We start from the raw sequence: 23,696 nt of genomic DNA, 5'->3' as shown, positions 1-23,696 counted from the left end.
ACTGGCGGACTTCAAGTTGGACTAAAACAGGACAGGAAGTAGGAAAGCGATCGGTTCCTCTTGGGGTTTTTACTCCAAGTGCGTATTTGTCGCACGCCGCGAGTGCCTTGTCTTTCATCCCAATGCGCGGCGAGGGAGTTCCCACGTGTCCATCTACAATGTGCAGAACCAGTGGGGGGGTTCGTCCGCGGCCTGGAATCAGGGCGGCTTGTGGGCGATTGGCGGTCGTTCCAACCAGGGCGTCATCGCGCTCAAGGCGAAGTCCGAGGATGGCGGCAAGACCCTGACGGGAACCATGACGTACTCGGGAGAAGGAGAGATTGGTTTCCGGGCGACCCTGTCCGGCACCAACACCTATACGGTGCAGAACCAGTGGGGAGGCTCCTCCGCGCCCTGGCAGGAGGGAGGAACGTGGATCCTCGGCTCCCGCAAGAACCAGGGCGTCGTCGCCATCGACCTCACCTCCAACGATGGGGGCAAGACCCTGGCGGGGACCATGACGTACGCCGGGGAGGGCCCCATCGGCTTCAAGGGCGAGTTGCGCTCGGGTGGGGCCTACACGGTGCAGAACCAGTGGGGGGGTGCTTCCGCTCCCTGGCAGCAGGGAGGCGCCTGGCTCATCGGCGCCCGGGATGGCCAGAAAGTCACCGCCATCAAGGCCACCTCCACCGATGGGGGCAAGACCCTGACGGGAAGCATGACGTACTCGGGAGAAGGGGCCATCGCCTTCAAGGCAACCCAGGACGGTGAGAACACCTACACGGTGCAGAACCAGTGGGGAGGTTCCGCCGCGCCCTGGCAGCCGGGCGGCATCTGGCTCATCGGCGCCCGACAGAGCCAGGGCGTCGTCTCCCTCGATGTCACTTCCACCGATGGGGGTAAGACGCTGGCGGGGACCATGACGTACGCCGGGGAGGGCCCCATCGGCTTCCGCGGCACGCTGAACTGACACGCGTTGATGGACGGGGCCGCGTAACATCGGGGGCCTATGCGCCTACGCTGCTTCCTCCGGTCGTTCTCCCTCGGCGGGCTCCTGCTCCTGCCCGCTGTCTCCCCCGCCCTGGCCCGGACGGTGAACGTCTCCTCGGTGGCGCAACTGCAGACGGCGCTCGCCTCGGCACGGGCGGGCGACGCCATCGAGCTCGCCCCCGGCACCTACGACGTCAAGACCAACCTCACCTGCTCGGCGGCGGGCACCGCCGAGCAGCCCATCGTGGTGCGGGCCCAGAGCCGGATGGGGGCGCGGATTCGCTTCGACGCCAGCGAGGGCTTCAAGGTCTCCGGGCCCCACTGGACCTTCGAGGGGCTGGACGTCGAGGGGGTGTGCGCGAGCGACAGCGCCTGCGAGCACGCCTTCCACGTCACCGGCCGCGCGCACGATTTCGTCCTGCGCGAGAGCCGGGTGCGCGACTTCAACGCCCAGCTGAAGGTGAACGCCTCACTCATCAATGGGGTCTGGGAGATTCCCCACCGCGGACTGGTGGAGCGCAACGAGCTCGCCGACACCCGGCCGCGGGTGACCTCCAACCCGGTCACCAAGCTCAACATCGACACCGGCGACGGCTGGGTGGTGCGCGACAACTTCCTCCACGACTTCCACAAGAATGGCGGCAACGCCATCTCCTACGGCGCCTTCATGAAGAGCGGCGGGAGGGAGGGCGTCTTCGAGCGCAACCTGGTGCTGTGCACCCGCGACCTGGCCACCGGGGGCACCCGCATCGGCCTGTCCTTCGGCGGAGGCGGCACCGCCAACGCCTTCTGCGCCCCGGCCTTCGACGCGAGTGTGCCCTGCGACCCGGAGCACTCGGGCGGGGTGATGCGCAACAACGTCATCGTCAACTGCTCGGACGTGGGCATCTACCTCAACAGGGCCCGCTCGACGCAGGTGCTCTTCAACACCCTCATCTCCACCGCCGGGGTGGACTTCCGCTACGCCTCCACCAGCGGCGAGGCCCACGGCAACCTGCTGTCCTCCGCCATTCGCGCCCGGGACTCGGCGACTTTCGACGCCGGCACCAACCTCACCCAGGTGTCCGCGGCCACCTTCGAGGGCTGGTACGTCGCCCCCCTCCAGGGAAATCTCACCCTCGAGGGAAGCGTCTCCTCGCTCCTCGGCGCCGCCGGGGCTCACGCCCAGGTGACGGACGACTGGTGCGGCCGCCCCCGTCCGGCCTCGGGCCCCTTCACGCTGGGCGCCCTCGAGCACTCTCTCGGCAACTGCGCGGGTTGGCCCGGCGATGCCGGAGGCGGACCTGGGGAAGCCGATGCCGGCACGGGTCCGGGGCCTGATGCGGGGACAGGCGCCTCCGCGGACGCGGGCGTCGGCGGCGAGGATGCCGGGGCCTCCGACGAGCCCGCGCAGGCCACGGGATGCGGCTGCACGTCCGCGCCGGGGGCCCTGAGCACGCTCGGATTGGCTGCGCTGATGATGATTCGCTGGCGCCGCCGCGTGGAGTGAGGGCCATGGCGCGCGCTGGGACGATGAAGGTGCGGTCAACGACCTTGCGATAGGCCCGTCTGGAGTGGCTGGGGCTGCGATTCAAGGCACAACGCCTGCAACTCAGGCGCTTCGTTTTCTCCTCATCGGAGGCACCGCCGAAGGCTGATGCAGTGCGCCGGGAATGACCTGACGGCAACGCGTTTTCAAGCCAGGGGTCATCCCTCTTCCCCGACAGCTGTTGCAATAACTCTGAGGGCCATCCGGGTGGACATCTGAGCTACGAGCAGTCGTGGTTCCAAATCCCGCCGGGTAAGGATAGAATATGTGCTCAGTGCCGTCGGCCTGAGAGCAACCAGGACAAGACTTGCTCTTTTCGTCCGATGTCCACTGCGAGCGATTAAGCGGCTCCCCACAATTGCCACAATCCATCGACAGGCCTCCCCTGGACCGCAGAGCACGTACTCGCCCCCCTGACTCTGGCGATGGTCTCTTCGCGGAGAGAGAATCTTGCTCTCACTCCAAGAGAAGTCCAGAAACCGGCCTTCAACAGCCCAGCTGAACCCCAACCGACGGTCGCCAAGCTCACTCCTTCTTTGTCGGCACCGGCCTCTATGGCCTCCCTGTGCACTCGCGCGGGGTGGACGAGGACGTCGACGAAAGGAGATGTGTTTCAATACTTCATCCCTCCCCCTTTCAGGACTCATGAAACGGCTCTCCTCCCCCCTTCCGCTGGCGCTGTGTCTGATGCTGCTCGCGGGCTGCGCCCCTCCCTCTTCATCCCCCCACGGCTCGGCCCAGTTCGCCATCTCCCTCGCCCAGGCCCTCTCCTCCTCCATCTCCCGCGTCTCCGTCACCGCCAGCGCTTCTGATTTCACCCCCCTCTCCGTCGACCTCGTCCCCTCGGATGGCGTCTGGACCGGCTCCCTCGGCCACATTCCCGCCGGCTCCAATCGCGCCTTCCTCGCCCAGGCCTTCGACGCCTCCGGCACCCTGCTCTTCCAGGGCTCCGCTTCCGGCATCTCCCTCCTCCCGGACCAGACCGCCCTCATCGCCCTCACCCTCCAGCCCATCTCGGCCCCTCCTCCCTTCGACAACGAAGCCCCCCTCATCGACTCCCTCCTCGCCTCCTCCACCTCCGTTGCCGTGGGCGGCACGCTCTCCCTGTCCGTCACCGCCCATGATCCCAACCCGGATGACGCGCTCTCCTACGCCTGGGCCTCCACCGCGGGCTCCTTCTCCTCGCCCACCGGGCCCTCCACGTCCTGGACGGCGCCTGCCTCCTCCGGCATCCAAACCCTCATCGTCACCGTCACCGACTCCAGGGGCCTCGCCTCCTCCATCTCCCTGAGCGTCGCCGTCACCTCCAGCGGAGCGGAGGGCAATGCCTGGTTCTTCATCTCCTTCAACACCTCGCCCCTGGTGTCCTCCATCAGCGCGGCCCCTGCCCGGCTGGCCGTCGGGCACACCGTCTCCGTCTCCGCGCGGGCCTCGGATCCGGATGGTGACAGCCTGACCTATGCCTGGAGTGCCTCCTGTGCGGGCACCTGGGCCAACGCCGCTTCTCCTTCCGCCCAATTCACCCCGACCGCCCTTCCTTCCGGGGCCTGCAACAACTGCCGCCTCACCGTCTCCGTCTCCGATGGCCGCGGGGCAGCACACACCGGGAGCGCGGCCCTGTGCGTGAGCAACAGTTCCTCCTCCGCGCCCCACCTGCCCCCCGTGCTGGTGTCCGCCTCCGCCTCCTCGCCCACCGCCGCGCCCTCCCAGGAGATCGACTTCGAGGTGGTCGCCCGCGATCCCGAGGGCTCCGCGCTCTCCTTCTTCTGGAGTGCCAGCACCGGCGTGTTGGGCACGGCGTCCACCGGTGCCTCCACCAGCCGTGTCACCTGGACGGCGCCCGCGTGCGTCAGCAGTGCGGGCGTTCCCCTCATCATCACCGCCACCGTCACCAACGCCTTCCACCTCACGGTCACCAACCGCTTCGCCCTGACGGGCCTCCCCGTCTGTGGTCCCCTCACCTGGGTCTCGACGGGTTCCATGAGCACGTCTCGCTGGAGCCACACGGCGACGCTGCTACCCGACGGCAGGGTGCTCGCCGTGGGAGGCCAGAGCATGAGCGGCGTCCTGGCGACGGCGGAAGTGTACGACCCGGCCACCGGCTCCTGGAGCACGGCGGCGTCCATGGCCTCTCCTCGCGTCTTCCACACGGCGACACTGCTGCCCAACGGCAAGGTGCTCGTCGCGGGAGGCACTGGGAGCGGCGGCGCCCTGGCGACGGCGGAGGTGTACGACCCGGCCTCGAACACCTGGAGCGCCACGGGCTCCTTGAACGCGTCTCGCGGCCTCCACACGGCGATACTGTTGCCCAACGGCAAGGTGCTCGTCGCGGGACAGGCGGACAGCCCAGCGGCGGAGGTGTACGATCCAGCCACGGGTTCCTGGAGCGCCACGGGGGCCATGCGCTCGCCTCACATCCTCTCAACGGCGACCTTGCTGCCCAATGGTCAGGTGCTCGTCGCGGGGGGTGGCAATGCCTCTGCCGAGCTGTACGACCCGGCCTCGAACAGCTGGATCGCCACGGGTTCCCTGGCCAGGCCCCGTTCCTTCCACAAAGCGGCGCTGATGCCCAATGGCAAGGTGCTCGTCGTGGGGGGCCAGGATGCCGGTTCCGAGCTGGCGACGGCGGAGGTATACGACCCAGCCACGGGCTCCTGGAGCACGACGGCGTCCATGGCCTCCCCTCGCGTCTTCCACGCGGCCATGACGCTGCCCAATGGCAAGGTGCTCGTCTCAGGGGGACTCAGTTCCTCGCCCACCGCGAAGGCGGAGGTGTACGACCCGGCCACGGGCTCCTGGAGCGCAGCCACCAGCATGACCGAGTCTCGCATCTGGCATGAAGCCACATTGCTGGCCAACGGTCAGATGCTCGCCTCGGGAGGCCAGTCCGATAAGGGCACCGCGGAGTTGTATACGCCCGAAGCCCGCTTCTCGGGGGGAGTCGCCACGGGTGCCATGAGCACACCTCGCCAATTCCACACGGCGACCTTGCTGCCCGGCAGCAGGGTGCTCGTCCTGGGGGGAATGAACGAGAGCGGTCCCCTCGCAACGGCGGAGATCTATCACCAGGCCACGGGCACCTGGAGCCCGACGGCCCCCATGTCCTCGCCTCGCTATGGCCACACGGCGACCCCGCTGCCCAACGGTCAGGTGCTCGTCCTGGGGGGAAGCGACAGGAGCGATTTCCTCGCGACGGTGGAAGTGTATGACCCCGTCTCGGGCACCTGGAGCCCCACGGGCGCCCTGGCCACGCCTCTTCGTCTCTGGCATACGGCGACCCTGCTTCCCGATGGCAGGGTGCTCGTCTCGGGGGAATCCAGTAGCGACGCCCCCGTGGCGCAGTTGTACGACCCGGCCACGGGCTCCTGGAGCACCACCGGCACCATGATCTCACCCCGCGCCGACCACACGGCCACGCTGCTGCCCAATGGCAAGGTGCTCGTCACGGGAGGCACCCATGGCGGTTCGAGACTGACGACCGCGGAGGTGTACGACCCGGCCACGGGCTCCTGGAGCGTCACGGGTGCGATGGCGGCGGCCCGCGCCAACCACACGGCCACGTTGCTGCCCAATGGCAAGGTGCTCGTCACGGGAGGTGAGGCCGACTTCGACCTGGAACCCCCCGAGCTGTACGACCCGGCCTCGGGCATCTGGAGCACCGCCGGCGCCCGGCTCGCGCGTCGCAACATGCCCTCGGTGACATTGCTGTCCGACGGCCGGGTACTGCTCGCGGAGTGGCGAGATCCCTTCTCGTCACAGATGGAGGCATACGATCCGGCAGCGGGTACCTGGAGTGCGGTGGGGACCCTGGCATTCCCTCGCGTCATGCACCACACGGCCACGCTGATGCCCAATGGCCAGGTGCTCCTCGCGGGAGGGACGTATAGCGGGTACATGGCGGAGGCTGAGCTGTACATACCCTGAGTTCCGCCCGCGTCCCGGGCCCCCGCGCACGGGCTCCCTTGCGCGGGGCTTGATAAGCCGTCACTCGGCGTCCGCGATGCGATCGAGCAGTTCGCTCAACAGCGCGCTTTCGCCTTTCGTGAGAACAGTGATCCGGTCCATCGAGGCACGCAGCGCCGTGGCCACCGCGCGGACATCCGCGTTCGCCGGTGTAGCCGCCTCGCTCGTGATCGCGGCCACGGCCGCTTCGCGCGCGGCATCGGCGAGTCCGAGGTCGCGTTGCCCTTCGGGCTGGCGCAGGAGCGTGAGCACGGCCCCGGTGCCCATCGCCGACACAAGGCTGAGCGCCCGCTCCTCACTGACCCGCAGCCGGCCCGCGCGCGCGATGTTCCGGATGCGCCGCCGCAGAACATCGTCCCCGGCGCTGACGGCAGGAGACCGCCACGCCAGATGCGGATCGCTGCTCATGATCGCGAACAGCCCTGGAGCATTCAATGATCGTCGTGACCGGAGCGGCAGGGCAACTCGGCCGTCTCATCGTGGAGAAACTCGTCACCCGCGTCCCGGTGGACCAGGTCGCTGTCAGTGTCCGAGACGTGCGGAAGGCCCAGGAACTGGCGGCACGCGGCGTCCGGGTGCGCAGAGGCGACTTCACGGATCCGGAGAGCCTCGTGCATGCTTTCGAGGGCGCGTCCCAGATCCTGCTCGTCTCGTCGAATGCGGCTGCGTATGGGGGTGATCCCCTCGCCCAACATCGCTCCGCCATCGACGCCGCACGGTCCGCCGGCGCGCGGCGCATCGTCTACACGAGCCACATGGCCGCGAGCCGTTCGTCGGCGTTTCCCCCGATGCTCGACCATGCGGCGACGGAGCGGATGCTGGGCGAGTCCGGTCTGGCGTGGACCGCGCTTCGCAACGGTTTCTACGCCGCGAGTGCGATGTCCCTGCTGGGGCGGGGCCTGCTGACGGAAGTCTTCGAGGCGCCCGCGGATGGAAAGGTCTCCTGGACCACGCACGCCGACCTCGCGGAGGCGGCAGCGGTGGTTCTGACGAACGAGGGTCGGTACGACGGGCCCACGCCGCCGCTCACGGCAGAACAGGCGCTCGACTTCGGAGAGCTGTGCGACATCGCGTCGAGCGTCCTCGGACGTCCGATCCGTCGAAGCACCGTGTCGGAGGATGAGATGCGCGCGAAGCTCGCGGCGTCCGGCATGCCCGCGCCCGTGGTCGCCATATCGCTTGGCCTCTTACCGCGCGAGCCGCAACAGCGAGTTCGCGGCCGTCGATCCCACGCTGCGGAAGTTGCTCGGGCGTGCGCCGACGAGCATGCGCGAGGTGATTGCCGAGAAGATGGGCCGAACGGCTGAGCGACGGACCTCGAATTGATTCGTGTGGCTCGACGTGGAAGAGATATGATTGTCGATCACCACTGATGAGATGAAAGGATGGCCGTGATGCTGAAGTGTTTCCAGAAGGTGATCCGAAGGTCCTTGTTCCTGGCGGGTGGAGCGCTGCTGCTGAGCGTGGGATTGGGGGCTCCCGCCGCCGAGGCCAAGGGGAACTTGAAGTATCCCGCCGACTGCAAGGAGAAGAAGCTGAGGGATGCCGCCAAGAAGGGCGGCTGCACCCTCCAGTCGGGAGGCAATCACGACACGGTCAAGAAGGGGAAGGAGACGGTGACCCAGATCCCGCACTCGGTGAAGGAGAACGGTACCTGCCGAGACATCATCAAGGACCTCAACAATCACTGCGGGTAACGCCCCATGCCTTCCCCTCCTCGCTCCGCACCGCGAGAGCGGGAAACCCTCATCCTCTGGACGATTCGTCAGGAGAAGGAGCTGCGCCTCCTGGAGCAGAGAGGCCGTCTGCGATCGGACGGCCGGCGCGCTCCGGACTACCGCCGCGAAGCCTACGCGTGGATGGGCGCGCGGCTCGCGGAGCAAGTCCCTCGGCCGCGGGGATGTCACTACCCGCTTTGGGCCTGGGCGCAATACGCGGGCAGCTCGCGGCCCCGTCCGGATCTCCGGGCCAGGGGACACTGCCCGCCAGGAACGCGCGCCGTGCTCCTCGAGCTGGAGCTACCCCGGAAGCACGTGCTGCTGTCCGACTTCCAGAAGTGGCATGCCGTTCTCAACCGGCGCTACCTGGCCGACACCGAGCGCCAGCACGGAACCTTCGAGCGAGCATTGCGACGAGCGGGCGTGCCCGAAACCTGGCCCTACCCCGAGCCCTTTGCCTCACAAATCATCGCCAGCTGGAACCGGGTGTTCGATCTCTCAGGGAAAGACACCGCCTACTGGGGTCCCCTGAACCAGCGTGAGATCCAGGCGGTCTTCTGGGAGCTTCGCGCCGAGCACGTGCGCGGCATCACCGGTTTCCGGGCCCGCTGAGGCCCTGGCCGCCCCTCTGTTCGGAGTGGGTCGCCGAGCACCAGGGCTGGCTGCTCGGCGACCCGCGACCTCAACCCGCGTGGGAATCAGTTGCAGCCGCTGCCCTTGGTCGGGCCGAGGTCCGCCCATTGGATCCTGCCGTCGGGGACGCCCCAACGCGCGTTGGTATAGCTCTCGAGGTCGATCAGCGCGTCGGCGTTCCCCCTGTTCTGGGTGCAGCAGCCGCTGCAGTCCGAGTCGGCGCACGTGTCGAGCACGGTGACCACGATGGTCTTCGTGCCGGACTTCAAGCAAAGATCATGGAGCTTGTACGCGTTCATGCTGGGGAAGATCGCGACGATGTTGTGCGACGCCACCCATGCCTCCGACTTCTTCCCCGAGCACGCCGCGAACTGCCCTGCCCACGTGCAGCCGTTGTACTTGGTGCACTCCTCGCTGCCCGGATCCGGGTACGACGTGTAGTTGGTCTTGTTGGCGGTCTTCCAGACGAGGCCGGGAGCGTCACAGCCGCCCGTGGAGGGAGGCGGCGTCGTGCCTCCGGACAGGCCAGAGATCGTCAACCGCTCCCACGAGTCGAGCGCGGCGCCATACGCGAACACCGTGCTGCCGCCGCCGTTCTCCGCGGAGACCCAATGGCCCGTCGTCACCGTCTGCAGGCCCACGACGTCGCCGTTGGCGATCACGCCGCTCCCGCTCTGCTTGACGATGCGGAACGTCTCCCAGCCCTGGCGGTTCCAACTGGCGGCGTTCAGCGAGGAGCCACCGCCATTCGCGGCCTGGAGATACTGCCCAGTGCCCGCGATGATGAAGACCGAGTCCCCACTCTCGAGGGCCCCACCGTTGATGTCATCGATCGTGAACTTTTCCCACGCCTGCGCGCTCGTCGCCGTCGCGGTGACCGCGCCGCCGCCGTTGTTTTGAGCCCCCACGTACCGGCCGCCGAGCACCGTCTTGAAGCTCACGCCGGAGATGCTCAACGGACTCGCGGCGGCCTCTGTGACGTCGTCCTGCCCGTCAGGCGTGCTCACCGGAGCGCACGCGCCCGTGAACAACAGAGCCGAGCACGCGGCACGACGGAACAGCTTGGAACGATTGAACTGGAGCATGAATCCTGCCTTGTTTAACGGACGAAGTTGAAGTGAGCCCTCACGCCTACAGAGACTCTCGCGGCGGGCTTCGGGTCATCGGAATCCACAGGGTACTCCCGGTAATCTACTAATACTGGATTTAAACTTTCAACTTGACTTCCTTGTTTAACCTGGAGCGCGGTGGAGGCCCTGGCCTTCCCCCTGACGCTGTTTACCCGCCGAGGGGAAGCGTCTAGATGAGGGGCAATGACCGGAATCGCTCGGGATCTCTCAGGCAACAGCATCCAGAACAATGCCCACCATGACCGCGTCTCCCCTTCGTGGGGATCGCGAGTCATACGCCTCTGGCGTGTGGGGGGGCTCATCGTCTCGCTCATGGCCGTGCCGGCGCTCGCGCAGAAGACGACGGCGTCCATCCGGATCGGCCTCAGCGCGCTGAGCGGACCGACCACCGGCGTGACCGTGGCCGCGGTGAACACCCAGAGTGGATTCTCGACCCAGGGCATCCCGCGCACGGACGGCTCCTTCTTCCTGACCGGCCTGGCGCCCGGCGAGTATGTCATCACCGTCACCCAGCCCGGCGGCAAGGAAGCCTACCGGACGGTCTCCGTCCAGGTCGGCCAGACGGTGAGCCTGAACATCGATGTCGAGAAGGACGTGGCCCTGGATCTCGGCCAGGGCGAGACCCTGCTCGTCCAGGGCAAGACCCTCGAGAGCTCGACCTCCGAGATCGCCACCAACGTCAGCCGCGAGCAGATCGCGAACCTGCCGCAGAACAACCGCAACTTCCTCAACTTCGCGGCCCTCGCGCCCGGCGTTCGCGTCTCCAACGAGGAGTTCAACAAGAACTTCTCCTCTGGCGCGCTCGAGGCCCGCAGCACCAACGTGTTCGTGGACGGTGTGAGTCTCAAGAACAACGTCATCGAAGGCGGCCTGATCGGTCAGGACGCGAGCCGGGGTAACCCTTTTCCCCAGCTCGCGGTCAGCGGGTTCCGCGTGATCACCCAGAACTACAAGGCCGAGTACGAGCAGGCCAGCTCCGCGATCATCTCCGCGATCACGCGCTCGGGCGGCAATGAACTCCATGGCGACCTCATCTTCACCTTCCAGAACCAGGAGCTGATGGCCCGGGATTACTTCGCGACGCTGCGGGGTGAGCTGGAGCGGCCCCAGGAGCTCCGCTCCCAGCTCGGAGCGGCGCTGGGGGGGCCCCTGGTGAAGGACAAGCTGCACTTCTTCGTGACGTATGAGGGCAACCTGCAGAATCGCGCGAACACGGTGACGATCGGCAACCCGACGGCGGAGAACCTGGCCCGGTTCGGCGGATTCCAGGGAAGCTTCGGCAGCCCCTTCCGGGAGCACCTCGGCTTCGCGAAGCTGACCTGGAATCCGGCGGGCAACCAGACCTTGGATGTCAGCGCCAGCCTCCGGACGGAGACCGACATCCGCAGCTTCGGTGACAAGACGAGCGTCGAGAGCGCCGAGAACGTACGCAACGATGTCATCACCGCCTCGGCCAGACATCAGCTGCGGCTCGGCTCGCTGACGAACGAGGCCACGCTCCAGTACCTCGACTCGCGTTTCAATCCGATCGCCACGAACTCCGACGCCGTCGGGCGGGACTACGAGGGCGTCATTCGCATTGGCGGCCGCGATACGAGCCAGGACATCCGCCAGCAGGCGTTCACGTTGCGCAACGACACGACGTTCGCGAACTTCAGTTGGGTCGGCCAGCACGTGGTGAAGACGGGCGCCAAGCTCTCGTTCCAGCACTATCAGATCGAGCGCACGGCGTTTGGCAATCCCCTGTTCCGCTTCCGCCAGGATGCCGAGAATGGTCTCGGCTACGACTTCCCGGCCGAGGCCTCCTATGGCGTCGGAGACCCGAGGGTGGCCTCCAACAACACGCAGGTGGGCGTGTATGTCCAGGACGACTGGGAGATCGCCAAGAGGCTGACACTGAACGTGGGTCTGCGGTGGGATGTCGAGAGCAACCCCCTGAACAACGACTACGTGACTCCCGCGGAGGTCCGCGCGGCGATGGAGGAGCTCGCCAACACCGTCGCCCAGACGAACGGGCCCGACTTCTTCCCAGTGAAGAACTACCTGACCAACGGCAAGCAGCGCCCCATCTTCCTGGGCGCGGTGCAGCCCCGCCTCGGCGCGGCCTTCGACGTGATGGGCAATGGCCACACGGTGCTCTTCGCCGGCGCCGGGCGCTATTACGATCGCACCCTCTTCAACACCGGCGTGGACGAGCGGCTTCGTCTTCAGTACCAGACCCGCACGTTCTACTTCTCGGAGGACGGTGCCCCCCGCGGGGGACAGCCGACCATCGCCTGGCGGCCCGAGTACCTGAGCCGGGCGGGGCTCGACTCGCTCATCGCGAGCGGCGTGGCTCCCGCCCCGGAGATCTACCTGCTCGACAACCACACCCCGCCCCCGTTCAGTGACCAGTTCAGCGCGGGCTTCCGGCAACAGGTGGGCCCGATCAATGCCTCGGCGACGCTCACGCACATCCGTGGCCAGGGTGGCATTGGTTTCTATCCCGCCAACCGTCTGTCGACCGGTAACCGCGACTACATTCCCACGCCGGGCGGCTTCGGCACCGTCATCATCTCGGCCAACGACCGGACGTCCGTCTACAACAGCCTGCAGCTCTCGGCGGAGAAGCCCTATTCGACTGAGTTCTCGGCGGGAGGCATTTCGTGGGGAGCCTCGCTGGCCTATACCTTCGCGGTCGCGAAGGAGCGTGGGGGACTCTTCAACTTCGACTTCCCGACCATCAAGGCCAGCCCCCTGGCTCCCACGGGCGGTGACGAGCGCCATCGGCTCGTGCTCTCCGGCATCGTGGGGCTGCCCCTGGCGTTCAAGCTGTCGACGCTGATCACCCTGGGAAGCGGCCTGCCCTACACCATCTCCGATGCGTCCAGGGGCTTTGATCCCGACGAGTTCGTGCTCCGCATCAATGAGGGCCGGGCGGAGGAATCCATCCAGTTCAGCCAGGTGGATGTGCGGTTGGCCAAGGACTTCACGCTCTCCAAGGGCCACCGGGTCAGCGCCTTCGCCGAGTGCTTCAATCTCTTCAACACGAGGAACTTTGGCGGATACGACGGGTTCCTCCCGCCGACGACCGAGGCCGCGAACCCGAACTTCGGCAAGCCCACGCGCCTGGTGGGGCCGCCGCGCAGCGTCCAGTTCGGCATGAGCTACGGCTTCTGAGGAGGGACGCCAGACGTCATGACGCCACCGCCGTCTGGCACCAGTCCTCCAGCGCTGTTCGAATGGCGACTTCGGGCCGGTCGTGACGGGTGAAGGCCCACCACAAGAGCGCCCCTTGCCAAACGCGCGCCATCTGCCAGCCGAGCCGCAGGCCCTCTTGCACATCGCCATTCAGGCGCTGGCCGAGTGCCACCGCCAGGCAGTCGCCCCAGGCCTTGCCCCGCGCGCGCAGCCGGGGATTGCGGAAGTCCTCGCGCAGCAAGAGCAGGCCCTCGAGCATCGCATGCTCGACCGTCTCGGCGGGCATCAGGCTCATCAGAAGGTCGACGGCTCCCGCCGCCCCCGGCGCCGCGGTGGCGTCCGCGGCGCTGGTGGCGGCATCGAGCCGATCCCAGGCGCGCAGCAGGATCGCCTCCACCATCGCTTCGCGCGAACCGAAGCGCTGCACCAGCGTCGATGGCGACAGGGTCACGGCCGCCGCCGCCCCCGCGAAGGTCAGCCCCGCCGGCCCGTGTTCGGTGATGGCGCTCATCAGCCCGTCGAGCAACGCCTCGTCGGAAATAGTCTTGTGTCTAGCCACGGATCGAATATAAACGAACATACATTTATTCTCAAGGAGGAACAGAATGGCGCGGATCCTCGGATACATCGCGACGAGCCTGGACGGGTTCGTGGCCACCGCGGATGACAACCTCGACTGGCTTTTCGCCTACAACGACATGGAGCTTGGCGAACATGACTATCGCCACTTCCTCGCGCGGATCAGGACCGTGGTCATGGGGCGCGGCACGTATGATTTCCTCGCGGCCGACAGCTCGCCTTGGGCCTACGGAGAACAGCGGGTGTTCGTCGTCACCTCAAGCCCGATCGCCGAGCCGAAGGGGCCGCTCGAGACACGCCACGATGTCGACGCGCTGATCGCGGAGCTGCGGGCGCTGGACGACGGCGACGTCTGGATGCTGGGCGGCGGCACCTTGCAGATGGCTTTCATGGAACGCGCGGCTCTGGACGAGATCGAGATCTACGTCATGCCCGAGCTGATCGGCGGCGGTCGGCCGCTGTTTCCGGCCACGGGATTGAGAGCCAGTCCCAGGCTTCTGGACGTAAGACCTCTGGACCGCGGATGTGTCAGGCTGCACTACGCCTTGACGTGAATCCACGAGCTTCCCGCATGTTTGAAATCACCCACCGCATCGTTCAGACCCACGGCATCCACCTGCACATCGCCGAGGCCGGCCAGGGTCCCCTGGTGCTGCTGCTCCATGGCTGGCCGGAGTCCTGGTACTCGTGGCGCCACCAGATCCCCGCGCTCGCCGCCGCCGGTTACCACGTCGTGGCCCCCGATGTGCGCGGCTACGGCCAGAGTGACAAGCCCTGGGAGATCGAGGCGTACAGCATGAAGCTGCTGCTCGCCGACTTCACCGGCCTGCTCGATGCCCTCGGGGAGAAGACCGCCGTCATCGTCGGCCACGACTGGGGCGCGGCGATGGCGTGGACCAGCGCCGCGCTCCACCCCGAGCGCTACCGCGCGGTCGTCAGCATGAGTGTGCCGCACCTCGGCCGCTCGCCCCAGCCGCCCACGCAGCTCTTCCGCCACCAGTTCCAGGACACCTGGTTGTACATCCTCTACTTCCAGCAGCCCGGCGTCGCCGAGGCGGAGTTCGAGGCGGATGTCGCGAAGGCGCTGCGTACGATCTACACCGGCACTCCCGGCTACGATCCCATGTCACCGGTCGTGCGCGCGAAGAAGCCAGGCGACGGCTACCTCGTTGGCCTCGAGGCCCCCTCCACCCTGCCCGCCTGGCTCACGGAAGAGGACCTCGCGTACTTCGTGAAGGAGTTCTCCCGCGGTGGCTTCCGGAGCAGCCTCAATCGCTACCGCAACATGGACCGGGACTGGGAGGAATTGCCCGAGCTCGCCACGATGAAGATCCATCAGCCCGCGCTCTTCGTCATCGGTGAGCAGGACCCGGGACGCGCCTTCGCGCCGGTCGAGCCGATGAAGGCCCTGGTGCCTCACCTCCACGAGCCGGTCATCATCCCGGGGGCGGGCCACTGGGTCCAACAGGAGCGCCCCGCCGAGGTCAATGCCGCGCTCCTCTCCTTCTTGAATGGATTGCCCCCCTGAACCTGAGGGCGCTGCTCTAGCGCGCCCCCTTCGATGAAGCCGCTCGGCGACCGGGCCCGGAGCCGTTATCGGTCAGCAGCCGCCGAGGTACCAAAACGTCTTGCAGTTGATGTTTCCACAGGTCCTGCGGCAAATCCTTTCTGCCGCAGCGCGCCCTGTATCGCCGGGGCAGCCCCTCGCACAGTAACTGGGATAGTGCGGTGTCCAGCGAGGGTCCCTGCAATACACCAGTTTCACGTGACATGCCTCTGTGTGGAACTCGTCACCTTCGAATGTCCCGTCTGGAGGCGGAGTGTCGTCTGTATACTCGGACGGGATTTGTATGACCTCCGGTGTCTTGCCCTGCTCTGCGAGCTCATCCCCAGGCACTTCCTCATCGGACGCACATGCGCCGAGTCCAAGTGCTAAGGCGATCATCGGGATCTTGAACCGTAAAAGCGCTCTCATGGGAGACCTCCTGGGATGCGACCAGCCGGGCCGACCCGTACTGATGGTGTGCAACCCCGACACCGCTCGCAACGAGCCGAGAAGGCGACAAGAGGTTTGTCCTTACAACGCTCCCCTCCGGTCGCCTGCGCCGGTACTCCACCCGTGCGCCCACCGTGACTATCAGGACTGACTCACCCGCGGCCTGCCAGGCAGCGCGGTGGTCTCCGCGCGCTTCGTTCACTTCGTGGAGCGGCACGCTCTGAAGAACATCAGAGGCTGACCCGGGGCGAACGCGTCCTACCTGTACCGGTAGGCCACGTCCACACCCTGGCTCGTCGGACGCTCGGCCACCTTGACCGTCAGGACGCTGCTCGCGGCGTCCCAGGTCCAGCTGCCGGCCGGCGCCGCATTGCCGTCGATAGTCACCGACTCCGGCTCCCGCGCACCCACGAACCGCACGGTCCACGCGCGCTTCCGCACCTGCCCGGCGAACGACCCGACAGGACCGTCGACACGGAGCGCCGCGCCGTGGCCGTCCTCGGTGTAGCGGATGTCCGTGCGGGTGCTCTGCTCGCGGTCGGAGGTCGTGCCGTCGTCCTCGAAGAGGCTGGCGTGCCCCTGCGCGCCCGCCGCCACCGTGAGCGTGACCGCGTCCAGCGGGTTCTGGACGTCGTTGGTGACGTCCTCGCTGCGCGTGGGCACGATCCCGCCGGACTTGACGAACACCGGCATGGTGTCCAGCCCGGTGGTGATGCCCTGGGTCGTGCCGCCCGCGTACGTTTTGCCGGTGAACCAGTCGGTCCACGAGCTGCCCGGCGGGAACCACACCGTGGTCGTGGCGGTGTTGCCGGGCGTGGTCACCGGCGCGACGAGCACGTCCGAGCCGTACAGGTACTCGCTGCCGGCCGTCGCGTATGCGTCCTGCTCGGTCGGGTACGCGAGGTACGTCGGCCGCACCACCGGGACGCCGGTCGCCTCCGCCTCACGCGCGAGCGTGTAGGTGTACGGCACGAGCGCCTCGCGCAGGTTGAGGAACTTCTTCGCCGACTCGCCCGCGGCGCCCGGGTACTGCCAGGGCAGCCGGTCGCCGTGGTTGCTGTGCAGGCGGTCGATCGGCTGGAAGGTGCCGAACTGGACCCAGCGGGCGTACAGGTCGTCGGGCAGCTTGTCCGTGCGCTGGCCGTCGACGACGTCCGAGCCGGGGATGTTCCACAGGCCGCCGTTGTGCCCGCCGATGTCGTGGCTGATCGCCGACAGGCCGGTGGCGGCGCCCTCGCCGGAGGTGAAGCCGACCTCGGCCGCGAGGGTCCCCCACGTCGAGGTGGTGTCACCAGTGAAGGGCAGCGTCGTGCGCTTGTCCGCCCACGGCCCGGTCGGCACCGCGGTCGGGTTGCTGTAGCCGCCCGCCTGCAGTGAGCCGAACGCGCGGGAGAACGCGAAGCCGCGGCCGATGCTGGAGTTCGTGTAGTCGGTGTACTGCTGGTTGATCCACGCGTCGCCGGTGACGCCGTCGATGTTGGCCTCGCTGGCGTCGCAGCACCAGTCGAGCCACCAGAAGTCGGTGCCCTGCTGCTTCATCGTGTCGTGCAAGCCGAAGAACGCCTTCAACTGGTCAGGATCGCCGAAGTCGAAGGTGTAGCACTCGGAGGCACCGCCCGAGCAGCCGCCGGTGTGCTGGGTGAGCTTGCCCCGCGCGGTCGCCTGCGCGGCCGCGAACTGAGGGTCGGTCGGCAGGATGCTGGGATGGATGTTCAGGGTCGTGTGCAGGCCCTGCGAGCGCGCCCAGTCGAAGAACCCCTCGGGGTCGGGGAACTTGCGGGTGTCGATCTCCCAGCCGTTCCAGAGGTTGCCGGCCTTGAAGTCGGTGTCGACGACGAGGACGTCGAGGGGCACGCCCTCCTTGCGGAACGTCGGGAGCAGGTCCTCCTGGAAGTCGGCCGCGGTGCGGTCGAGGTACTCGGAGAACCAGACGCCGTACGCCCAGCGCGGCAGCAGCTTCGACGGACCCGTGAGCTTCGCGAGGTCGCCGAGGGCCCGTGGGTAGTCCTGGCCGTAGCCGAAGACGTAGCCGTCCTGGTAGCCACCAGGGTGCGCGGCGCGGGGAGTGAGCGTCCGCGACGCCGGGTCGTACGCCGCCGAGGCGGTGTCGTCCAGCAGCGACCAGCCGTCCTGGTAGAGAAGCCCCGGGTTGAGGATCGGGCTGCCGTTGTCGCCGTCGAAGGCGTCGAGGCCACGCCGGTAGCCGCCGAGCGCGGCGTGAGGCGTGAGCAGCGGCGCGTCGGTCTTCGTCAGCGCCACGGTGTCGACGTTGACCGCGCACCCGCCGGCCTGCGGGCACCTCAGGCGCACGTCGCTGGTGCCGCCAGGGAGGGTGACGTCCGTACGCACCGTCCGCCAGCTGTCCCAGTCGCTCGTGGGCGGCAGCGTGAGGGTGATGGCCGCGCCCGTACCTGCCTGCACGCTCACCGCGCCCGGCGTCTTCAGCCCGCGGGCGTAGCGCAGTTGCAGCGAGTACGTGCCAGCCGCCGGAACGTCGACCGCGCGCACGGTCATCTGCGAGCCGGCGACGTCGAGCCCAGCCGCGAACCCCTTGCCGCTGTAGCCGTTGTGGTCCTTGGCGATCGTCGCGCCGCCGGACAGGCCCACGGACTCCCCCTCACAGATGCTACCGAAGCCACAGTCCTCACCCACCGTGCTGGCAGGCGCGGGAAGGCCCATGCCGACCGGGCCAATGGCCAGGCTGTCGATGTTGACATTGCCGGCGTCGGTCGCCTGCCGCACGAGCGTGACGTGGTGGGTGCCGGCCGCGAGGTGCACCGGCACGGTGACAGGCTTCCAGGCGTCCCAGCTGCCCGTGGACGGCATGGGGACGGGGGTGCTCGAACCGCCCTCGACCGTCAGCGTCACGCCGGCCCGCGACGCGAAGCCGTTGGCGTAGCGGGCGGTCAGCTCATAGTCGCCGGCGGCGGGCACGTCGATGTCGAAGCCAATCGAGTCACCCACGCCCTCGAAGCCCGCGGCGAACCCGTTGCCGGTGTAGTCGGGGTGGTCGGTCGCCAGGTGCATCCGGCCGTTGAGCGCGAGGTCCTCGGCCTCGCAGAGCTCGCCGAAACCGCAGGTCCTCGGCGACCGCGGGTACGCGTCGCCGGGCTTGAGCAGCGCGAGGCTGTCGATGTTGAGCTGGCCCGTGTCGGACTTGGTGCGCGTCAGGGCAATCACGTGCGGCCCGGCAGTCAGGTCGAGGGGCAGTGACAGGTGGCCCCAGGTGCTCCAGTTGCCGGTGCGCGGCAGCGTGAACTGGCGCGCCGACCCGCCGTCGACCGTGAGCGTGAGCGTGCGCGGGTCGCCGAGTCCGTTCGCGTAGCGCAGGTCCAGGACGTACGAGCCGCCCGCCTCGGGCGCGACCTGGAAGGTGACGCGGGTCCCGGTCCCTTCGAAGCCCGCGGCGAAGCCGGTGCCGGTGAAGCCCGTGTGGTCGCGCGCCTCGCTGATGCCTTCGAGCACGAGGCCCTCGGCCTCGCAGAGCACGCCGAGCGCGCAAGTCGGGATGACCCGGCTCGCCCAGGGGCGCGCCTCGACGTCCTGCGCGCCAGCCTTCAGCCTGACGACGAGGTTCTCGTCGGTGAACTGGCCGGAGCCCACCTCGTAGCGCAGCGTCAGCGCGCCGGTGTCGATGACGAGCCAGCCGTCCTCGGTACGCGTCGTGAAGCTCGTCTTGCCGAAGCCGTCCCGCCCGATGGCGTTGAAAGTCGGGGCGTCGAGGAAGCGGGCGTCACCCGCATACTCCGTGCGGATGAGCGTGGGGCTGAGCACCTCGAAGCGGGCATTGCCCGAGGTGACAGTCGTCTTGGTATCCGGGGGCTGTGCGGTGTCCGGGGGCTGTGGGGCGTCCGCTGGCGTCGCGGGCGCGGTGCAAGCCGCCGAGGCTGACGCGACCGCTGCGAGCAGCGCGAACGTACGCGCGCGGCCCGCTCCTCTCCTGAGCACCGTCATACGACGACCTCTCTGTTGTCGATGTTGTCGATCCGATGTGGCCCTGTACGCGGTCATGGCCGCCGTCCACTGACGCTTGCGCCGCCGCTCGACAACGTTGTCACGGCAGAGCGCGATCGAAGGTGCAACCAAGCGGTGGCAGAAGGGCGCACGGTCGGTCACCTTCGACCAGAATCGTTGCCCGTGTCAACGGGTCAAGGGTCACGTTCTGGGAATGGCGGTGAGTGCTGACGGGAGCTCAGGGATGATGAGGCAGGGAGCAGGAGGCCCTCCGCTATAATCGCGGGCATGAGACGTCTCCTGTGGTTCTGGCCACTTGTCCTCGTCATCCCCGTGGCCATTGGCGTGGTGATTCACACCAACCAAAGCACCGACCGGTCAGGCGGTGGAGGTTGGCTGGTGACGGGCCTGTTTTCCTATACGATCTACTACTTCGCGCTCACCTGGCCGGTGTGGTTGATGCGCATGTCCCAGACACGCAGGATGGCCATCAGCTCGCTCGTGCCTGGGGTCCTCCTGCTCATCCTGGCCGTGCTGCCCCTGCCCCGAAGAGTCCCCTTCCTGGACGTCACGGTGCGCGTGGCGTCCTTCGACGTGTGGTTCAGGCCCGGGGATGCCCTCTACGGCAAGCTGAAGGGGTTCGCGTTCGCCTCGCCCTGCGAGGTGTCCCTGTGGGAAGCCGGCCAGCATGGATTCAGCACGGAAGTCCTGAGTGTCACGTACCAGCCCGACGGCAAAATCCTCATCCAAGGCTTCATCTCCAAGGAAGGAACGAGGAAGAACGGCGTGAAGCTCTCCCGGCTCCTGCCGGATGGGAGCATCGATCCCACCTTCAAGGGACAGGACCGCTGCGTGAGCCTCATGCCCGCGCATCCAGGCCACGTCTGGCTTCAGACGGATGGAAAAATCCTCCTGGGCTCGGGGTTGATCTCCAGCTCTCCGAATCACAAGGACGAGCTGGCCCTGATCGTCAGCCCGGAGGGAGAAGAACTCCGCCGGGTGTCCATCCCCAAGCTCCCGGCCGAGCAGCACGTCGAGGGTCCAGTCGCGGAGCTCCAGCTCCAGTCGGATGGCGGGCTGCTGATGTATGGAGGCTTCCGTCGTGAGGCGGATTCCAAGTCCGGGAGCCCCATCCTGCGGATCACTCCCGAGGGGCTGCCAGACCTGTCCTCATGGAGGGAGATGCCAGGGCTGGATGTGGCCGATTCCATTCCCAGCGCAAGCGGTGCCGATGGGCGGCGTTTCATCGTCGCCGACAATCCCAACTATGCGGAGTCTCTCCTTCCGGCGGTCTACTCCATCAGCGCTGAAGGACAGCCTGACGAGGTCTTTCATGAGCGGCTTTTGGGGATGCAGCGCGAGAAGGAGTTGCGCCAGGCAACAGCCCTGGCTGTTCAGGCGGACGGAAAGATCGTCACCGCTTTTGTGACGGGTGAGGCTCGTTCCGAGGTGATGCGTCTGAACCCTGACGGAACCCTGGACGACACCTTCCAGCGGGAGGAGTTTCCCTTTGAAGCCAACCACCTGAGCGCTCTCGCGGACGGAGGCTTCATCGTCGCCCGGGTGGGTCTCTTGAACGCGTTCGAGGAACAGACTCCCGTGGTGCTGGCACGCCTGGACTCGAACGGGCGGATCGACAGGGCGGTCGCCGAGCGTTTCCGTTCGGCGTTCGCCGCGCAAGAAATCTCGAGCATTCTCAAGCTCACAGTGAGGCCCAACGGCACCGTGCTTCTCTATCGCTTCGCGCCTGACCCGGCTGGCGGAAAGACGTTCCACCCGCTTGTTCAGCTTCTGCCAGACGGCAGCCTGGACACCGGCTTTCATTCACCGCTTTAGGGGTCGGCAGGTGCGGAAGTCCGACCTCGTCGCTCAGCTCCGAGCCCGACACCCGCGTCGCTCGCCCGAGATCGTCGAGCTTCTCGCCGAGGCGAGACTGAAGACCCCGCTGGGCGCCTTCGACGTTCTCACGCCCCCCATCCCCGACTATCGCGCCGTGATGAGCGCGATTGACGTCCCGAGCCTGCTCGTCATTGGGGACAGCAGCCCTGTCGTCACGATCGAGATGGCAACGGAGCTGCGGGAACTCAACCCACGCGTGCGAATCGCACAGGTACAGGACGCCGGCCACGGCCTTCCGTTTGAACAACCCGAGCGCCTGGGAGAGGTGGTCGCGTCGTTCTTGCGTGAGCTGGCGCAGTAGCCACCCCTGAGCCGGGTCGCCCTGGTGCGGCGCGTCAAGCCCGGCCGCGCCGACGCGAACCGGAGCAACTCCCGCGCGCGGCGGACGAGAATGAACAACATGCGAATCAAGCCCCACCCCCACCGCCCCCTTCACGTCGGCTCCACCGGCAGCCGTGTTCAGAAGGTCGAAGAGCGCCTGGAGTCGCTCGGCTACCTCAAGGGGGCCGCCGACGATCGCTTCGACGCCGGCACCGCCAAGGCGGTGGTCGACTACAAGCGCGACCACGGCTGGACGGGGAAGCCGCAGGGGGTCGTCGGCGAGCGGATGGCCCGATCGCTGAAGAACATCACCGCCACCCAGGCCAGCCCAACCAACGGCAACGGCGGCAAGAACAAGACCCCGTCGACGCTCAAGGGCGCGACCTACAACGTCGAGCGCGACCGCAAACCCAAGGAGGTGCGGGAGTGGCTGGGCGATTTCGCCAAGCGCCAGAAGCTCGACTTCGTCCAGGTCCAGGAGATCAACGACTACCACAAGGCCCTGGAGAACATCCCCGGCTACCACCTGGTGACCTTCCCCAAGTCCAAGGACGGCGGTGAGTCGGGCATCCTCGTCAAAGACGACCTGCTCGCCAAGAACGCCACGTACATCCAGGGCGAGGGCGGCGGCTGGACTACCGTGCGCGGCGGCCACGCCCCTCCGCGGGCGGCCCCCGCGGTCCAACTCGCGGGCTGGTTGAAGGTGGTCTCGGTCCACCAGCCGCCCTCGGTCGACTGGAAGAACGGGAAACCCGTCGGGCCGGAGAACCGGGTGAAGACCTACGCGTCGCTCTCCGAGAAGCTGCTCGCCTTCGCGAAGCAGCAGCTCAAGAGAAACCCCGACCAGGCCCTGCTCATCGGCGGCGACTGGAACGAGCCGGCGTCGACCCAGGGGAAGTGGTCGCCCGGCTGGATCGCCCAGCAGGCGGGCATGAACACCCACGGCGGCGTGAAGACCCACGGCAACGGCCGCATCGACTGGGAGATGTCCAAGGGGTGCCGGGTCTCGAACATCAAGGCCGGCCCGACCGGCGGCTCGGATCACAACATCGTCACCTTCACCGTGAGCCGCCCGAAGGGCAAGCGCTGAGACACGGCCTGCGCTGATTCGAGCGCTCGAAACCCGGCGGCGTCTGTCTATTCGTCCACGCTGGTGGGCGCGCGCTTCTTCTCGACGATGGGCACGTAGCACCGGCCCTCGGCCTCGTAGAAGTCGCCGCAAGGCGGAAGCTGCTCGAGTCGCGCCCAGCAGGCGTCGTTGAGAGGCACCTGGGGTGCTTCGCACGGCGGCGCCGCTTGGCCCTTCATCCGCTTGCTGGGCATCTTCTTGGCCACCACTCCGGCGTCGCCCTGGCCGGTGAGGATCCACTCCGGCACCTCCGTGTCCTCCACCTCCAACTCCGCGCGCGGGGCCGGGCCCTCGCTGAGCATGAGCACGCCCCAGAGAGCAATGCCCACGGCGAGCGCCCCCACGGCACGTGGAGCCCACGTGGGAGGCGCGTGCCACGCCACGCGCACCACGCGACCTCGAGTGGGTGCAACCCGTGGCACGACACGCAAGGCCACGAGGAAGGGCACCACGGTGCCCACCTGCCTCGCGCACTCGACGGAGAAGAGGATGAGTCTCAGCCTGCCAAGCCCCCGCTGCCTGGCGCTGATGAAGACGCGGGCCCACTCCCGCCTTTTCCTTGGAGTCATGTTGGCCAGGTGACTTAGCGCGTCGTGCGCGCCGGCGTCCACGGTCCACGCCCGCGGACACCGGCATTCAACAGAAGGGAGATGGGCCTCCGTGCGTCTGGCCTGTGCTGAGGACCGTTCACCAAGGG

Annotated in this window: 17 protein-coding genes; 12 read left to right on the top strand and 5 right to left on the bottom strand. The window is 67.4% G+C overall.

The annotated features are described in order from the left end of the window. Positions 1-145 precede the first annotated feature (145 nt). From MEBOL_RS35840 to MEBOL_RS35825, 3 genes are all read left to right on the top strand, one after another. Positions 146-949, top strand: coding sequence for a lectin OAA family protein (locus tag MEBOL_RS35840; protein ID WP_095981615.1), 804 nt, complete (start codon positions 146-148; stop codon positions 947-949). Positions 950-988: 39 nt separating this feature from the next. Then, positions 989-2,458, top strand: a complete 1,470-nt coding sequence (locus MEBOL_RS35835; protein WP_095981614.1) for a right-handed parallel beta-helix repeat-containing protein — start codon at positions 989-991, stop codon at positions 2,456-2,458. A 684-nt stretch (positions 2,459-3,142) separates the two neighbouring features. Continuing rightward, positions 3,143-6,421: a kelch repeat-containing protein gene (locus tag MEBOL_RS35825; protein WP_095981613.1), complete on the top strand. Its 3,279-nt coding sequence runs from the start codon at positions 3,143-3,145 to the stop codon at positions 6,419-6,421. A gap of 60 nt (positions 6,422-6,481) precedes the next feature. Here MEBOL_RS35825 and MEBOL_RS35820 read toward each other — a convergent pair whose 3' ends face one another. Continuing rightward, complete coding sequence (locus MEBOL_RS35820) at positions 6,482-6,868, bottom strand: hypothetical protein (RefSeq protein ID WP_179956349.1); 387 nt, start codon at positions 6,866-6,868, stop codon at positions 6,482-6,484. Positions 6,869-6,894: 26 nt separating this feature from the next. Here MEBOL_RS35820 and MEBOL_RS35815 point away from each other — a divergent pair, with 26 nt between their 5' ends. The 3 genes from MEBOL_RS35815 (at position 6,895) to MEBOL_RS35805 (ending at position 8,790) form a co-directional block, all read left to right on the top strand. Beyond that, positions 6,895-7,767 (top strand): NAD(P)H-binding protein, encoded by an 873-nt coding sequence (locus tag MEBOL_RS35815; RefSeq protein WP_245919160.1) that lies wholly within the window; start codon positions 6,895-6,897, stop codon positions 7,765-7,767. An 87-nt stretch (positions 7,768-7,854) separates the two neighbouring features. Beyond that, the gene (locus MEBOL_RS35810; RefSeq protein ID WP_157823867.1) at positions 7,855-8,157 is read left to right on the top strand and encodes a hypothetical protein; all 303 of its coding nucleotides are present in this window, start codon (positions 7,855-7,857) and stop codon (positions 8,155-8,157) included. Positions 8,158-8,163: 6 nt separating this feature from the next. After that, entirely contained in the window at positions 8,164-8,790 is a 627-nt protein-coding gene (locus MEBOL_RS35805) for a DUF3841 domain-containing protein (protein WP_095981611.1), read from the top strand. 86 nt (positions 8,791-8,876) lie between these two features. On the opposite strand, the gene MEBOL_RS35800 is transcribed toward MEBOL_RS35805, so the two are convergent. Further along, positions 8,877-9,896: a fascin domain-containing protein gene (locus MEBOL_RS35800; protein WP_095981610.1), complete on the bottom strand. Its 1,020-nt coding sequence runs from the start codon at positions 9,894-9,896 to the stop codon at positions 8,877-8,879. Positions 9,897-10,124: 228 nt separating this feature from the next. On the opposite strand from MEBOL_RS35800, the gene MEBOL_RS35795 reads away from it, so the two are divergent. Next, positions 10,125-13,100, top strand: a complete 2,976-nt coding sequence (locus MEBOL_RS35795; RefSeq protein WP_095981609.1) for a TonB-dependent receptor — start codon at positions 10,125-10,127, stop codon at positions 13,098-13,100. 16 nt (positions 13,101-13,116) lie between these two features. On the opposite strand, the gene MEBOL_RS35790 is transcribed toward MEBOL_RS35795, so the two are convergent. Next, positions 13,117-13,749 carry a TetR/AcrR family transcriptional regulator gene (locus MEBOL_RS35790; RefSeq protein WP_218920846.1) on the bottom strand — a complete coding sequence of 211 codons (633 nt, stop codon included), beginning with the start codon at positions 13,747-13,749 and terminating at the stop codon, positions 13,117-13,119. Between MEBOL_RS35790 and MEBOL_RS35785 the strand changes: the two genes are divergently transcribed. Together MEBOL_RS35785 and MEBOL_RS35780 are read left to right on the top strand one after the other, a co-directional pair. Beyond that, the gene (locus MEBOL_RS35785; protein WP_095981608.1) at positions 13,727-14,254 is read left to right on the top strand and encodes a dihydrofolate reductase family protein; all 528 of its coding nucleotides are present in this window, start codon (positions 13,727-13,729) and stop codon (positions 14,252-14,254) included. The two genes, MEBOL_RS35790 and MEBOL_RS35785, sit on opposite strands and share 23 nt — an antisense overlap. Before the next feature lie 17 nt (positions 14,255-14,271). Beyond that, entirely contained in the window at positions 14,272-15,228 is a 957-nt protein-coding gene (locus MEBOL_RS35780; protein WP_095981607.1) for an alpha/beta fold hydrolase, read from the top strand. A 726-nt stretch (positions 15,229-15,954) separates the two neighbouring features. Here MEBOL_RS35780 and MEBOL_RS35775 read toward each other — a convergent pair. Next, positions 15,955-19,650 carry a TIM-barrel domain-containing protein gene (locus tag MEBOL_RS35775; protein WP_157823866.1) on the bottom strand — a complete coding sequence of 1,232 codons (3,696 nt, stop codon included), beginning with the start codon at positions 19,648-19,650 and terminating at the stop codon, positions 15,955-15,957. 288 nt (positions 19,651-19,938) lie between these two features. Here MEBOL_RS35775 and MEBOL_RS35770 point away from each other — a divergent pair, with 288 nt between their 5' ends. The 3 genes from MEBOL_RS35770 (at position 19,939) to MEBOL_RS35760 (ending at position 22,960) form a co-directional block, all read left to right on the top strand. Next, positions 19,939-21,486: a hypothetical protein gene (locus tag MEBOL_RS35770; protein ID WP_095981605.1), complete on the top strand. Its 1,548-nt coding sequence runs from the start codon at positions 19,939-19,941 to the stop codon at positions 21,484-21,486. Between the two features lie 10 nt (positions 21,487-21,496). Then, positions 21,497-21,850: an alpha/beta fold hydrolase gene (locus tag MEBOL_RS35765; RefSeq protein ID WP_245919158.1), complete on the top strand. Its 354-nt coding sequence runs from the start codon at positions 21,497-21,499 to the stop codon at positions 21,848-21,850. 99 nt (positions 21,851-21,949) lie between these two features. Continuing rightward, positions 21,950-22,960, top strand: coding sequence for a peptidoglycan-binding domain-containing protein (locus MEBOL_RS35760; RefSeq protein WP_170115663.1), 1,011 nt, complete (start codon positions 21,950-21,952; stop codon positions 22,958-22,960). A 47-nt stretch (positions 22,961-23,007) separates the two neighbouring features. Here MEBOL_RS35760 and MEBOL_RS35755 read toward each other — a convergent pair whose 3' ends face one another. After that, the gene (locus tag MEBOL_RS35755) at positions 23,008-23,568 is read right to left on the bottom strand and encodes a hypothetical protein (RefSeq protein ID WP_157823865.1); all 561 of its coding nucleotides are present in this window, start codon (positions 23,566-23,568) and stop codon (positions 23,008-23,010) included. Positions 23,569-23,696 lie beyond the last annotated feature (128 nt).

Origin of the sequence: Melittangium boletus DSM 14713, from assembly GCF_002305855.1 — a bacterium.
Classification (GTDB): domain Bacteria; phylum Myxococcota; class Myxococcia; order Myxococcales; family Myxococcaceae; genus Cystobacter; species Cystobacter boletus.
The sequence above is the reverse complement of the archived record's forward strand: the minus strand, read 5'-3'. Positions and strand labels throughout refer to the sequence as shown.

Excerpts from the sequence above, each read along its gene's own strand:
- MEBOL_RS35825 (WP_095981613.1), top strand. The coding sequence starts at position 3,143 with ATGAAACGGCTCTCCTCCCCCCTTCCGCTGGCGCTGTGTCTGATGCTG.
- MEBOL_RS35805 (WP_095981611.1), top strand. The coding sequence starts at position 8,164 with ATGCCTTCCCCTCCTCGCTCCGCACCGCGAGAGCGGGAAACCCTCATC.
- MEBOL_RS35790 (WP_218920846.1), bottom strand. The coding sequence starts at position 13,749 with ATGTATCCGAGGATCCGCGCCATTCTGTTCCTCCTTGAGAATAAATGT.
- MEBOL_RS35780 (WP_095981607.1), top strand. The coding sequence starts at position 14,272 with ATGTTTGAAATCACCCACCGCATCGTTCAGACCCACGGCATCCACCTG.
- MEBOL_RS35795 (WP_095981609.1), top strand. The coding sequence starts at position 10,125 with ATGACCGGAATCGCTCGGGATCTCTCAGGCAACAGCATCCAGAACAAT.
- MEBOL_RS35815 (WP_245919160.1), top strand. The coding sequence starts at position 6,895 with ATGATCGTCGTGACCGGAGCGGCAGGGCAACTCGGCCGTCTCATCGTG.
- MEBOL_RS35775 (WP_157823866.1), bottom strand. The coding sequence starts at position 19,650 with ATGACGGTGCTCAGGAGAGGAGCGGGCCGCGCGCGTACGTTCGCGCTG.
- MEBOL_RS35770 (WP_095981605.1), top strand. The coding sequence starts at position 19,939 with ATGAGACGTCTCCTGTGGTTCTGGCCACTTGTCCTCGTCATCCCCGTG.
- MEBOL_RS35785 (WP_095981608.1), top strand. The coding sequence starts at position 13,727 with ATGGCGCGGATCCTCGGATACATCGCGACGAGCCTGGACGGGTTCGTG.
- MEBOL_RS35810 (WP_157823867.1), top strand. The coding sequence starts at position 7,855 with ATGCTGAAGTGTTTCCAGAAGGTGATCCGAAGGTCCTTGTTCCTGGCG.
- MEBOL_RS35760 (WP_170115663.1), top strand. The coding sequence starts at position 21,950 with ATGCGAATCAAGCCCCACCCCCACCGCCCCCTTCACGTCGGCTCCACC.
- MEBOL_RS35800 (WP_095981610.1), bottom strand. The coding sequence starts at position 9,896 with ATGCTCCAGTTCAATCGTTCCAAGCTGTTCCGTCGTGCCGCGTGCTCG.
- MEBOL_RS35755 (WP_157823865.1), bottom strand. The coding sequence starts at position 23,568 with ATGACTCCAAGGAAAAGGCGGGAGTGGGCCCGCGTCTTCATCAGCGCC.
- MEBOL_RS35835 (WP_095981614.1), top strand. The coding sequence starts at position 989 with ATGCGCCTACGCTGCTTCCTCCGGTCGTTCTCCCTCGGCGGGCTCCTG.
- MEBOL_RS35820 (WP_179956349.1), bottom strand. The coding sequence starts at position 6,868 with ATGAGCAGCGATCCGCATCTGGCGTGGCGGTCTCCTGCCGTCAGCGCC.